The 12,498-nt window shown below is 68.3% G+C and carries 13 protein-coding genes and 1 tRNA gene; 8 read left to right on the forward strand and 6 right to left on the reverse strand.

Annotation, left to right across the window (positions count from 1 at the left end):
- Position 1 precedes the first annotated feature (1 nt).
- Positions 2–2,173 carry a hypothetical protein gene (locus ACVNF4_RS07020; protein ID WP_461801803.1) on the forward strand — a complete coding sequence of 724 codons (2,172 nt, stop codon included), beginning with the start codon at positions 2–4 and terminating at the stop codon, positions 2,171–2,173.
- Entirely contained in the window at positions 2,170–2,793 is a 624-nt protein-coding gene (locus tag ACVNF4_RS07025; protein WP_461801804.1) for a hypothetical protein, read from the forward strand. The genes ACVNF4_RS07020 and ACVNF4_RS07025 overlap by 4 nt, the downstream gene beginning before the upstream one ends.
- 84 nt (positions 2,794–2,877) lie before the next feature.
- On the opposite strand, the gene ACVNF4_RS07030 is transcribed toward ACVNF4_RS07025, so the two are convergent.
- The 3 genes from ACVNF4_RS07030 to ACVNF4_RS07040 are packed head-to-tail and all read right to left on the reverse strand — an operon-like array spanning position 2,878 to position 5,049.
- Positions 2,878–3,543, reverse strand: a complete 666-nt coding sequence (locus ACVNF4_RS07030; protein WP_461801805.1) for a DUF4276 family protein — start codon at positions 3,541–3,543, stop codon at positions 2,878–2,880.
- Positions 3,544–3,552: 9 nt separating this feature from the next.
- The gene (locus ACVNF4_RS07035; RefSeq protein WP_461801806.1) at positions 3,553–4,656 is read right to left on the reverse strand and encodes an AAA family ATPase; all 1,104 of its coding nucleotides are present in this window, start codon (positions 4,654–4,656) and stop codon (positions 3,553–3,555) included.
- Positions 4,657–4,713: 57 nt separating this feature from the next.
- On the reverse strand, positions 4,714–5,049 hold the full coding sequence (locus ACVNF4_RS07040; protein ID WP_461801807.1) for a hypothetical protein: 336 nt from the start codon (positions 5,047–5,049) through the stop codon (positions 4,714–4,716).
- A gap of 260 nt (positions 5,050–5,309) precedes the next feature.
- Between ACVNF4_RS07040 and ACVNF4_RS07045 the strand changes: the two genes are divergently transcribed.
- The 6 genes from ACVNF4_RS07045 (at position 5,310) to ACVNF4_RS07070 (ending at position 8,122) form a co-directional block, all read left to right on the forward strand.
- Positions 5,310–6,560 (forward strand): helix-turn-helix domain-containing protein, encoded by a 1,251-nt coding sequence (locus tag ACVNF4_RS07045; protein ID WP_461801808.1) that lies wholly within the window; start codon positions 5,310–5,312, stop codon positions 6,558–6,560.
- A 102-nt stretch (positions 6,561–6,662) separates the two neighbouring features.
- Complete coding sequence (locus ACVNF4_RS07050; RefSeq protein ID WP_461801809.1) at positions 6,663–6,983, forward strand: hypothetical protein; 321 nt, start codon at positions 6,663–6,665, stop codon at positions 6,981–6,983.
- The gene (locus tag ACVNF4_RS07055; RefSeq protein WP_461801810.1) at positions 6,980–7,159 is read left to right on the forward strand and encodes a hypothetical protein; all 180 of its coding nucleotides are present in this window, start codon (positions 6,980–6,982) and stop codon (positions 7,157–7,159) included. Before ACVNF4_RS07050 ends, ACVNF4_RS07055 begins: the two co-directional genes overlap by 4 nt.
- Positions 7,156–7,374, forward strand: coding sequence for a hypothetical protein (locus ACVNF4_RS07060; RefSeq protein WP_461801811.1), 219 nt, complete (start codon positions 7,156–7,158; stop codon positions 7,372–7,374). Before ACVNF4_RS07055 ends, ACVNF4_RS07060 begins: the two co-directional genes overlap by 4 nt.
- Positions 7,371–7,592 (forward strand): hypothetical protein, encoded by a 222-nt coding sequence (locus tag ACVNF4_RS07065; protein WP_461801812.1) that lies wholly within the window; start codon positions 7,371–7,373, stop codon positions 7,590–7,592. The genes ACVNF4_RS07060 and ACVNF4_RS07065 overlap by 4 nt, the downstream gene beginning before the upstream one ends.
- On the forward strand, positions 7,589–8,122 hold the full coding sequence (locus ACVNF4_RS07070; RefSeq protein ID WP_461801813.1) for a hypothetical protein: 534 nt from the start codon (positions 7,589–7,591) through the stop codon (positions 8,120–8,122). Before ACVNF4_RS07065 ends, ACVNF4_RS07070 begins: the two co-directional genes overlap by 4 nt.
- A 102-nt stretch (positions 8,123–8,224) precedes the next feature.
- On the opposite strand, the gene ACVNF4_RS07075 is transcribed toward ACVNF4_RS07070, so the two are convergent.
- From ACVNF4_RS07075 to ACVNF4_RS07085, 3 genes are all read right to left on the reverse strand, one after another.
- Positions 8,225–8,297, reverse strand: a tRNA-Lys gene (locus tag ACVNF4_RS07075).
- 88 nt (positions 8,298–8,385) lie between these two features.
- Positions 8,386–9,915 carry an amino acid permease gene (locus ACVNF4_RS07080; RefSeq protein ID WP_461801814.1) on the reverse strand — a complete coding sequence of 510 codons (1,530 nt, stop codon included), beginning with the start codon at positions 9,913–9,915 and terminating at the stop codon, positions 8,386–8,388.
- Between the two features lie 126 nt (positions 9,916–10,041).
- Positions 10,042–12,132, reverse strand: a complete 2,091-nt coding sequence (locus ACVNF4_RS07085) for a DEAD/DEAH box helicase (RefSeq protein ID WP_461801815.1) — start codon at positions 12,130–12,132, stop codon at positions 10,042–10,044.
- Between the last annotated feature and the right edge of the window lie 366 nt (positions 12,133–12,498).

A 12,498-nucleotide genomic window follows, 5' to 3' on the forward strand; every position in this document is an offset into this window, starting at 1 on the left:
GATGGACCTGGAAGCACTCCGGTTCGGTGACCTCTCCAAGCTCGGCGAGGCGGTCACCGACTGGGAGCAGATGACGTCCAAACTGGCGACCTTGAAGGGGGACGCGCGGGACAACCTCAAGGCGAAGGCGGACAAGGCGAAGTGGGCCGGGGTCAACGCCTCGGTCACCCGGGAGTTCGTCGACAAGACCGCCGCGGAGTTCAACGACGCGCACGCCCAGGCCGGTTCCATCGCCAAGATCCTGGGTGACACCCACAAGGAACTGCTGGACTACCGGACCCAGTTGAACGACGCGATCGAGCGGGCCGGGAAACTGGGGCTGACGGTGCTCGACACCGGCGCCGGTACGTTCCAGGTCACCCTCGCCGTCCGTCCCGACTGGGCGTCCGACCCCAGCGGGAAAACCGGCGCGCAGACCCAGCAGGCCGCCGAGAAGCTCCGCGACGAGATCCAGCACATCCTCGGCAAGGCCACCGAGAGCGACAGCAGTGCCGCGAAGGTCCTCACCCTCCTCGCCGACCAGGCCGAGCACGGCTTCACCGATGCCACGTACGCGGACCGCGACTCCGCCGCCGAGGCCGTCGCAGCCGCCGAGCAGCTCGCGAAGGCCGCCAAGAACCCGGCGGACCTGACCCCCGCCGGCCTCGCCGCCTTCAACCGCACCATGGAGCGGTACCGCGACGACCCCCTCTTCGCCGAGCAGTTCGCCACCCGGCTGGGCGCCAAGGGCACCCTCCAGTTCTGGACCGACATGGCCCGGACCCACGCGGGGGCCCGGGGCGCCGAGCTCGACCCCCTGAAGAGCCTCCAGGAGAACCTCAGCCTCACGCTGGCCACCGCGTCGTTCTCCGAGTCGGACGCCATGAAGGACTGGAAGAAGGACGTCCTCGCCGAGAGCAACACCAACTTCCGCGCCGCCGGCTCGCTGAACCCGGTGGGAGCACTGGGCTCCCAGGTCCTCAGCAGCCTGCTGCGCGAAGGCCGGTACGACACCGAGTTCCTCGACGCCTACCGGCAGCAACTCTTCAAGTCGGACAAGGCCGCCGGCGAGTCCAACACCGACGCCCTGTGGGTGAAGGCCTACGACGGCCTCGACCTCGTCTTCGGCGACGGCACCGGCCGCGACCCCTTGGAGGGCCTCTTCGAGGGCCTCTCCCACAACCCCGAGGCCGCGACCCACGCCTTCACCTCCAAATCCGACCTCGACCACATGCTCGGCACCACCCCGTACACCGACCGGGGCGGCCCACTGGGGCGTGCCCTGGAGGCAGCGGTGACGGGGGTGCCGGCCGACGACCCGACTTACGCCGCGCCGCCGCACACCGCGACGCAGGTCGACATCATGGCCAACGTGATGGCTGCGGTCGCCGATCCTGACGGGGACTCGGATCTGGTGAAGCGGGGGATGGGGGAGAGTTTCGGGCATATGGCGGCTTCTTATATGCCGGAGATCAGTCGGGAACTGGGTGGACAGAATTCAGAGGCGTCCTTCCTCACCAGCAGCGAGAAAAACGACGGGCTCAACAAGACAGATGTCGCACGGTTCCTGTCAGCCGTCGCACTGGACCCGGCGGGCAGAGCGGGCATCATCTACGGGGAGAGCATCTACACCGGCAGCCTACTCGAAGCCCACTTGACAGACCCGTCCCTCTTCGAAGGACCACGAGAGCGAGTCCTCGAAGACATCGGCAAGAACGCGGGAATCATCGAAGGGATCGTCGGCCACTCCATCGCCGATGCCGAGATCAAGGATGCCGCCGAATCCGAGAAGGACCACAACGACGGCCTTGCGACGCAAGGGGACCTCTTCAGCACAGCCATCTCGGCAGGAGCCGGAGGCCTTGCCGCACTGGCACCGCCACCGTTCGCCCCCGTGGCCGCCATAGGAAGCGCCGCATTCAGCGGAGTCGCCACCACAGCCGTAAAACAAATACTCGAAGGAAGGGAGATAGAGGGCTCGGTCGACGCGGCGGTGTACCGGACCGGGCAGGACCTCAACGCGTTCCAGGATTCAGTCAGCCAAATGGCCCAGTGGTCGGTCCAGGACGCGCTGAACCGGCACAACATCGACCTCCCTAAGGACGGAATAAACAGCATTATCCGCAATGCCGTCAACGACGGATGGGATTCGAGCGGCAACATTCTGAGCGACAACAAGGAGCGGCCACGTTGATCAAGCGGAAAAATGTAGCCTTCTGCGCGGCAGCCCTCATGTTGGCAGCCGGAGGCTGGTTCGGCTATCAGGAAATTTTCACCAAGGGGCTTGAGAGACTTCCCAGCAAAATCTGCGATGGCGGCGTGAGCCGGGAAATCATCACCCACACACTTCCGAAAGTTCGATCAGCTGAAGAAAGCTCCAACACTGTCGGCTCAGGATATGGATTCACATTCTCCTGTCGAGTCTACGCCGGCGATTCGATCTTTTCGGGAGAATCAGAGATTCAGCGCGGCTCCCAAGCGAAATGGAAGCGTTATTACGAATCCAACGCCGCAGACGACCCGGTCAAAAGAAATCTGACATCAACGGGGAACATTCACGCTATGTCCGCAGACGATTTCGCCAGCGTCTACGTTCCGTGCGTCCCCTCCGACATCAATCCCTCAGACACCACACAGACATACGCCCTCATCGCCGACGTACGAGTAATCGGAAAAAGCCGACTCACCGGACTCGCCCTCCGCCAGGCAAAAGCCGACTTCGCCTACGAACTCACCCGCCGCGCCTACACCCTGGGCAAATGCCAAGGCAACCAGAACTTCCCGGAAGAACTCCCCCGCTTCAAGGACAACTGAGCCCACCCGACTCATCGATCCACCTACAGAACCACCTGATCCCCGGCCCGCACGAACACCTCACCTCCCGGCCTCACCCAACAATCAGGCGTTCGGCAGGTCGTCCAACCGCTTGAGCCACCCGTCGAGATGCGGGCAGACAACGCGCAAGGCGTCGAGACCGAGCAGTTCGACGGCGTCGGAGCCGTCCACGACCTTCTTGTAGCCGAGGTGGGCCCGGACGATCCGCTTGGACGGAGCGGTGTCGCGACCGTCATTCACCAGTTCGGGACCGCCCGCAGCCGTCACCTGAGCCTGGAGCGTGCCCGCCAGAGCGGGTACCCCGACCAGTTCGGAGAGTTCGTTCGCGGCGGCGAGCACCCACGCCTCCGTCTCGTGCAGAGCGAGGAAGGGAAGGAAGCGCCGGTCGGCAACGACTCGGGCGATGGCCTCCTCGACATGGCGGACCCGGACGTACGCGTTGTCGGTCGGCGCGTCGGCGACCCCAGGGGTGTCCGAGGGAAGTCCGTACAGGTCGAACATGGTGGTCACCATGTCGAGGGACGGGTTCCGCAGCAGACTGCGGATCTCCCGCTCGATCACGGACCACTTGCTGACACCGCCCTTGTCGTGCGGTCGCCCCGCTGCCCGACGGGTCGTGAGAATGACCGGGGTGAGCCAGATGTCCCGTCGCCGCAACTCCGGCCCGAAGACGCGGTCCACCATCCGTTCCTCGGTCTGCCCCTCCACCAGCACCTGCACGTATCGCATCAGTCCGTCTCACCGTTCCGGCTCGGGCGTGGGCCGTCCGCCCAGCAGGTTCTTCAGCCACAGGTCGCCGAGCGAGTAGTCGTCCAACCAGGCGGTCAGCGCCTCCCGGTCGGGCCGACGAAGCCTGGTCGAGCCGTCCACCCGCTCGGCGACGACCAGTTCACCGAGTTCGAACTGGTCGAGCAGAGTGACGGACTGGGTGGCGGCGAGCACCTGGCTACGGGTGGAAGCCGAACGGAACAACTCCGCGAGGACCGTGAGCGCGAAGGGATGCAGTCCCAGTTCAGGCTCGTCCAGTACGAGAAGTGCCGGCGGCCGGGGCTGGAGCAGCAGGGTCGCGAGGCAGACGAAGCGCAAGGTTCCGTCGGACAGCGCATCAGCCGGAAAGACCGTGTCCGAACCGGACTCCGTCCACCGGAGCGCCACCCGCTGCCCCGCGTCCGCGGTGAGGACGAAGTCCCGGAAGAAGGGGGCGACGGACTGAACCGTGCGCACGATCTTCTTGTACGACGCGGAGTCCTCCTCACGCAGCCGGAGCAGGAAGGCCGCGAGGTTGCGCGCGTCCGGGTGGAGGGTCTCCGTGTCGGAGGCGTAGCCGGGCTGTTTGACCGGGGCGCCGGGAGTCGTGTCGTGGAAGTGGTAGACGCGGCAGCCTCTCAGTACGTCCCGCGCGTTCCGGGACATGGCATCGGTGTCTTCGTCGACGTCGAGCCGGGATTCACGGTGCCCACGACCGAGTTCAGCCTCCACGGAACCCCCAGCGTCGTGTAGTTCCACCACTTCTCGGGCGAAGACCAGTTCTCCGTGGCGGGAGGGCGTCAGCCTCGCCTCGTACACGTTGACGACTCCGCCGTCGACCGCCTCCACCCGCAGCCCGATCTCCGCACCTCCCTTGCCCACCCCGTGCATCAGCGCCACAGCCCCGCCCCGCCGCCCGACCTCCATCGCCAGTTCTCCCTCGGCGATGTGCCCGAGCAGTTCGACCGCCTCGATGAAGTTGCTCTTGCCCGCGCCGTTGGGGCCGACCAGAACGGTGACCGGCCCCAGATCGAGTTCGGCTTCCCGGATCGACTTGTAGCCGCTGACGGCGATACGCCGGACTGTGCGTGACATGGCCTCAATCTATCGACGGGTGGGTCGATGAGCGCCGCTACAAAAGCTGAGCCAGCTTCACGCGCCGACACCGAACGCGTCCGCCCCGAACGGCGCTCCCTCATAGGTGTACGGGTAGTCCACCCCCAGCGTGGCGTACTCAGCCGCCCGCCGACGCTCCTCCTGAAGCCGGAGTTCCCGCGCTGCATCCGCTTCCGCCTGCCGCCGGAAAAACTCCGCCGCCTCCTCTTTCGTGGGCCCCGTCCAAGGCCGCGACCACGGGCTGACGTACGGCTCCGGCACGACCGGAACCACCGCCTCCGGGCACCTGCGGCGCTTGCCCGTGGCGGGCAGGAGGAGTGTGAGCAGGGTACGCAGGCACGCCGAAATGGCATGCGCGATAGAGTGGCGCATGGCGACAGTCCTCCAAGACTGGTGTCGTCGCGGCCCCATCAGCGGAGTGGTGAGACACTCCGAGCCCTGGTGGGGCCATCTTTTTGATGTTGTGACGGGCACGCTAGCACCAGCATCGACCACACGGGACCGTTTCTGGAAAACAACAGAAACAACCTGGTGAAAGCGCTTTCGATCTAGTAACAGATTCAACCAGCGCACAACAAAGACCTCTCCCCCTACCCTGGCAGTGCGACCTGTCCAGAGATTGGGGCAAGACCGTGCCGACTGACGCCACCCCGGACCCGATCGTCGAAAGCGTTGCCTTCGGTCAGCGCATGCAGATCCTCCGACAGCGACGCGGCATGAGCCGCCCTGTCCTCGCCGGCTTCCTCGACAAGTCCCCGTCCTGGGTGAAGCAGGTCGAGGGTGGCCAGATCCAGGTACCCAAGTTGCCCACCATTCTTCGCATCGCGGAAATCCTCCGCGTCCGAGACCTCGCCGACCTCACCGGCGACCAATCCCCCCACGTCGACCTTTTCATCGGCCCCGGCCATCCCCGCCTCGCCGCGGTGAAGGCCGCCATCGACGCCTTCCCGTTCCCCACGGACGAGCAGGCGCCGTCCGCGCAGCACCTGCGGCTCCGTCTGGACCGTGCGTGGGCGGCCCGGCACTCGGCACCCAACCACCGGGAAGTCATCGGCTCCCTGCTGCCGGGCCTGATTCGTGACGCGCAGCTCGCCGTGCGCCAGGCCGACGACGGGACAAGCCGACGCGCTACCCAGGCCGTACTGTCCGAGGTGTACTCGCTGACCCAGTTCTTCGTCGCCTACCAACCGGACAGCGCCCTCCTGTGGCGGGTCGCCGAGCGTGGCATGGTCGCCGCACAGGACTCCGAGGACCCGCACGCGATCGGCGTCGCCGCGTGGCTGACCGCCCAGGCCCACCGCGACAGCGGGCCCGGCCATTTCGATGCCGCCGACGCGGTGACGCTGGAAGCCCTGCGCTACCTCGAACCGCAGTTGGCGGACGCCGAGGACGAAGTACTGGCAATCGCCGGAGCCCTTCAGTTCGAGGCCGGGTACACGGCCGCCCGCAGGGGCGAGACCGGCACGGCGTGGGGGTGGTGGGACAAGGCCAGCAGGATGGCCACGAGGCTTCCCGCCGACTTCTATCACCCCGTCACCAGCTTCAGCCGCGCCATCATGGGCGCGCACGCGGTCACCGTCGCCGTCGAGCTGCACCAGGGCGGTGAGTCCGTGCGGCAGGCCGCGCGGGCGGACGGAACGGTGATCAAGTCACGTCCTCGGCGGGCCCGTCACCGCATCGAGGAGGCCCGTGCCTATCAACTGGACGGGCAGCCGGACGTAGCGTTGGCCACGCTGGCCAAGGCGCACGAGGCGGCCCCGGAGACGATCAGATACAACGGGTACGCGCGGCGCATCGTGCTGGAGGAGACGGAGTCGCGGTTCCCGGACCGACGTCGACGGGCGTCGGAGCTGGCAACGAAGCTGGGGCTGCTGGCGGCATAGTCGAACGAGTAAGCGAGGGGCAGGATTCCTGCCCCTCGTTTTGTGTGAGCCCTCCTACGGTCGTGGTTGTCAGACGGATCACCGTGACCGTGGAGGCGTGACATGCCGCCCGAAACTGCTCCTCCCATCAACGCGCTCACCCTCCTGAACCTGCCACCTCACTCCGAGCTGACGCAGGCGCAGGCCCGTGGCGTCGCGTGCGTCTGGTGCGGGACGTGGCTGGACACGGCGGCGGCAGTGGATCTCGGCGAGCGACGGCACAGTCACTACTCGACGTTCCCGCGCGCCTGCACCACCTGCGTGGCGAAGGCCACCGATCAGACGCTCCGCGCGCACGCCGGCATGTGCGAGCAGTGCGTGGACGACGACGCCCGCTGCGGGACCGCGACCGCCCTGCGGTATCTGAAGCAGGCGCCCCAGTGACCCGCCCAGCCCGACAGGCCGGCATCTACGGCTTCTGCGCCTGGCACAAGGAGTACGCCTACGGCGTGCGGGTGATCGGCCTCATCGGGAAAGGCCGGGGCGCCACGTTCGTCCTGTACGCATGCGGCAACTGCCGCACCGTGTACGGCCTGACACCGCAGGCGGACCGGACGTGAAGCGCGAACTCCCCGACGCCGCCGACCTCCCGCGCGACCGCTACGCGGGCTGGGCGTGCGTCTGGTGCGGGTGGCTGTTCCCGCTTCACGTCGAGGCCGTGTCCGCCGGCCGCGCCAAGGGGCGAATAGCCCGGTGCGACCTGAGCACCGAGGTCTACGAGTGCCCGCCCGGCCATGGCTGCGCACAGACCACCGAACCCGAAGGAGTCCAGTGAAGTCCGTACAACCGACCGCTTCCGAGCCGACCAGTTCCCCGGAGCTCCGGCCCGTCTCCACCCCCAACCCGGACTGCGCCCGGTGCGGCGAACTCGCCGAGGAACGCGCCCAGGCGGCGCGGGACGGCGACTGGTCACGGGTGACGGACTGCAACGTCATGATCCGCACCCACGGCACCGGCCACTCCGGCACCCCCGCACCCAAGGGTGAATCGTGACTGTGAGCCCGGAGCGCGCTGCCGCGAGGCAACGCGTGCTGGACGAGCGGGAGTTGGTCATCCGGCGGTATCGGCTGGGCACCCCGCTCAGCGGCCTCGCGGACGAGTACGGCGTCACCTCCGGCTGGCTGGGGCGCCGGTTCGACGAGTGGGGTGAGCAACGCAGGGGCCTGGTCGACGCGTTGCGGTACCGGCGGGCAGGGGCCCGGGTGTTCAGGGGGCGTGCCGGGCGCCGCAGCAGTGCGGAAGTACGGGCAGCCCGCGCGGAGTTCGTCAGCGCGCGGGAGGACGTGGTGAGCCGGTACCGGCAGGGGGTGTCGGCGTCGGCGCTGGCCCGGGAGTTCCGGGTCAGTCCGATGTTCGTCGCGGAACGGCTCGCGGAGTGGGGAACGGTACGGAGGGACGGGGCCGGCTCACCGTCGTCCGCCTCACCGTCGTCCGCCTCACCGTCGTCCGCCTCATCGTCGTACGGCCAGAAGCAGCCGGAGGCTGAGGCTGCGGCCCCCTCAGGCCCGGCGAACCTTCCATGATCATTTGCACTTGGGTTGAGCGGCGGCTGAGCCCACGACCTCCACGCCCCCTAAAACGCACTCGCCCCCAGCTCGACGTACCTCTGAGCTGGGGGCGACCCGTAGGCCCTGTCGGACTCGAACCGACAACCAATGGATTAAAAGTCCACTGCTCTGCCAATTGAGCTAAGGGCCCTGGCGGATGTTGCCCCCCGAGCATAACCGCCCGAGGCCGTGTCGCCGATCGGGTATGGGGGACACGGCCGTGTCCGGGGTCGGAATGGTCAGAGATCGGCGGTTTCGGAACGCGGGGCGGCGGAGTGGGGGGAGGCTTTGAGGAACCAGTGCCGGGCGGAGGTGAACCACCAGGTCGCGGCGGAGCCCAGGACGACGAGGACGGCGATGGGGGCGTAGTTGAAGGTCGACCAGGTGACGGGAGACACCTGGGGAAGCATGAAGAGGAAGGTGATGACGACGACCCAGGCGACCGCGACCGCGCCGATGACGGAGGACCAGCGCCCCAGGTGCCAGGGCCCCCGCTCGAAGTCGGCACCCCGCCGCAGCCGGAGAAACGTAGGGATGACGTACGCGATGTACAGCCCGATGACGGCGATGGACGTCACAGCCGCGTACGCGGTCTCGTTGATGAGGTAGGGCAGCCCGAGGAGCAGCGCGCCCCCGGCAGCCAGCCAGACAGCGGCGACAGGGGTCCGCGTCCGGGGACTCACCGTGTGCCAGACGCGGGAGAACGGCAACGCCCCGTCCCGCGAGAACGCGTAGATCATCCGGGAGTTGGCGGTGACGGACGCCATCCCGCAGAACAGCTGAGCCCCGATGACGACGAGCAGGAGCAGCTTGCCCCCGGTCGCCCCGAGCGCGTCGAGGAGGATCTGCGCCGGCGGCACCCCCGTCTCGCTCGCGAGCGACGCGTCGTACGACTGGATGGCGAAGGTGAACCCGAGCAGCAGTACGAACCCGGCGATCCAGGACGTCCAGATGGACCGGACGATGCCGCGCGGCCCGGCGGTGGACGCGTCGTGGGTCTCCTCGGTCATGTGCGCGGACGCGTCGTACCCGGTGAACGTGTACTGCGCCATGAGCAGCCCGAGCGCGACGACGTACACCCCGCTCCCCCACCCCGTGTTGTTGACGAAGTGCCCGAACACGAAGGACGCCGACTGATGGTGGTCCGGCGCGAAGGTGAGCGCGCCGACGATGACGGCGACCCCGAGGACGTGCCACCACACGCTGACGCTGTTCAGCAGCGCGACGATCCGCACGCCGAACGTGTTGAGCAGCCCGTGCAGCAGCAGGATCGCCGCGAACAGCAGGATCGTCCGCCCCGGCGTCACCTCGAAGCCGAACTGGAGGTTTAGATAGGCCCCCAGGAACGACGCCGCGCCGAAGTCGACGCCCGCGGTGACGGCGATCTGTCCGAGGACGTTGAACCACCCCGTGAACCAGGCCCACGCGGCGGCGGAGCGCGGGGGCGCGAGGCGGTGGGCCCAGAAGTAGAGGCCCGCCGAGGTGGGGTACGCGGAGCAGATCTCGGCCATCGAGAGGCCGACGACGAGGGTCATGAGCCCGACGGCGACCCACCCCCAGGTGATGACGGCCGGGCCACCCGTGTTCATGCCGAACTCGTACAGCGTGAGGCAGCCCGACAGCACGGAGATGATCGTGAAGGACACCGCGTAGTTGGAGAACGCCGACATGCGGCGGGCGAGGACCTGCGTGTAGCCGAGCTGGGCGAGCCGCTCCTCGTCAGAGGACGGTCCGGATGACTGTTCGGCGGGTATCGCGTCATCTGTCATGTCCCATGCAATGCCCGTACAACAGGCGTGACATGCGTCACAGATGACCAAAAAGCGCCCAACCAAAAGGCCCCTCAACCCAAAGGGCCCCCTCGCCGAAGCGAGAGGGCCCTTTCAGAGATTCACTCAGCCGTTGCGCTTCCAGCGCGGCTTGTCGTCACGGCGGAAGGACGAACCCGTCCCCGTGCCCGAACCCCGGTGGTCGTCCCGGCGGAAGCCCGGACGGTCGTGCCCACCGGCACGGAAGCCCGGACGGTCGTCACGGCGGTCACGGTTGAACGGACGGTCGCTGCCCCGGTGCCCGGACGGACGGTCGTCGCGACGGAAGCCGCCCCGGTCGTTGTCCCGGCGCTCGAAGCCGCCACGGTTGTCGTCACGGCGCTCGAAGCCGCCACGGTTGTCGTCACGACGCTCGAACCCACGGCCACCCCGGTCGTCGCGACGGTCGTCACGGCGGTCCCGGTTGAACGGCCGGTCGTCCCGGCGCTCGAAGCCCCGCCCACCACGGTCGTCACGACGCTCGAACCCACGGCCACCCCGGTCGTCCCGACGGTCGTCGCGGCGATCCCGGTTGAACGGACGGTCCTCACGGTCCCGGCGGAAACCGCCCCGGTCCCCACCACGGTCGTCACGGCGCTCGAACCCACGGCCACCCCGGTCGTCGCGACGGTCGTCACGCTCCCGACGAGCCTCGCGCGCCTCGGCCGCAGCGGCCTCCTCGACGGCGGCGGCGACCTCGGCGACGGCCTGCTCCTGCGCCTCGGCGACAGCGGCCTCCGGGTCCTCACCACGGTCCCGCGCGACACGGGCGACAAGACGGTCCGCCTCGTCCCGCAGCTCGGCGGCACGCTTCTGCGCCCGCTCCAACTGCTTGGTCAGCTGGGCGACTTCACGCTCGGCCTGCTGAGCCGCGTTCCCGGCGGACTCGGCCTGCACCTCGGTCATCGACCGGGCGCCGGTGATCTCCGCGACCTCCGGCTCGAACGCCGACCCGCCCTGGATGATGTGCCGCCCGGCGTCGACGCCCGCGTCCTCCATCAGCCGGAAGATCTGACGCCGCTGGTGCGGCAGGGAGAGGGAGACGACCGTCCCGGTGCGGCCCGCGCGAGCGGTACGGCCGGCCCGGTGCAGGTAGTCCTTGTGGTCACCGGCCGGGTCCACGTTCAGGACGAGGTCGATGCCGTCGACGTGGATACCGCGCGCGGCGACGTCCGTGGCGACGAGGACGTTGACGTAGCCCTCCTTGAAGTCCGCCAGCGTGCGGGTACGCGCGCCCTGCGTCATGCCGCCGTGCAGCGCGTCCGCCTTCACGCCGGACTCGCGCAGCTGCTCCGCGACCCGGTCCGCGCCGAGCTGGGTGCGGACGAAGATGATGGTGCGGCCCTTGCGGGAGGCGATCGCGGCGGTGACCGGCGCCTTGTCCTTGGGCTTCACGATGAGGATGTGGTGCGACATGGTCGTCACCGCGCCCTGCGCCGCGTCGACCTCGTGGCTGACCGGGTCGACGAGGTAGCGCTTGACCAGCGTGGAGATCTCGTTCTCCATCGTCGCGGAGAACAGCATCCGCTGGCCGCCCGCCGGCACCTGGTCGAGCAGCTCGGTGACCTCGGGCAGGAAGCCCAGGTCGGACATCTGGTCGGCCTCGTCGAGAACGGCGACCTCGACGTCCTCCAGGGAGCAGGCGCCCCGGTTGATGATGTCGCGCAGCCGGCCCGGGGTGGCGACGAGGATGTCGACGCCACGCTCCAGGGCGTAGATCTGGTTGCCCATCGACGTACCGCCGCAGACGACCTTCATCTTCAGGCCGACGACGTCCCCGTACGGCTGGAGCGCGTCCGCGACCTGCATCGCGAGCTCACGGGTCGGGGTGAGGATGACGGCGCGGGGGCGCTTCTTCTCGGTCTGGCCGCCGGCGAGACGCGCGAGCGTCGGCAGACCGAAGGAGAGGGTCTTGCCGGAGCCGGTGCGGCCCCGGCCCAGGATGTCCTTGCCGTCCAGCGCGTCCGGGATGGTCGCGGCCTGGATCGGGAAGGGGGTGGTGACGCCGTTCTGCGCGAGCTTGCGCACGACACCCTCGGGGAGACCGAGGTCGGCGAAGGTGATCTCGGGGGCCGTGTCCTCGGCGACCTCGACGACCTCTTCGGACTCGATGCCGGACTCGAGGTCCGCCTCGACGACCGACTCGACGGCGACCTGATCAGAACTGGAAATGGACATGCGTATGCGAAACCTTCCGGAGTCTCGTCGGCACGCGCCCGTCAACTCCGTGATTTCTGCAATACGACCGCCTCTATGCGGTCCGCCACGGCTGGGGAGAGTACGCGCCACACGGCGCGCTCTGCGTTGGCGCCGGGCAAATGGGATCAAACGATCTACCACCATACGCACCTCACCCCCCACTAGGCAAATCCCGCAGGTCAGCGCAGGTCAGCTAGGTGCCGGCTCCTGCGCGGACGGCGACGGCTCGGCCTGCGACGGCTCCGGCGTGGGCGACGGCGACTCGACCGGCGGCTGAGGCGACGGCGACTGCTGCGGCGGCTGAGGCACGGCCGACCGGGACGGCGTCGGCTTGCCGGGCCCCGG

Source organism: Streptomyces sp. S6, from assembly GCF_054880855.1.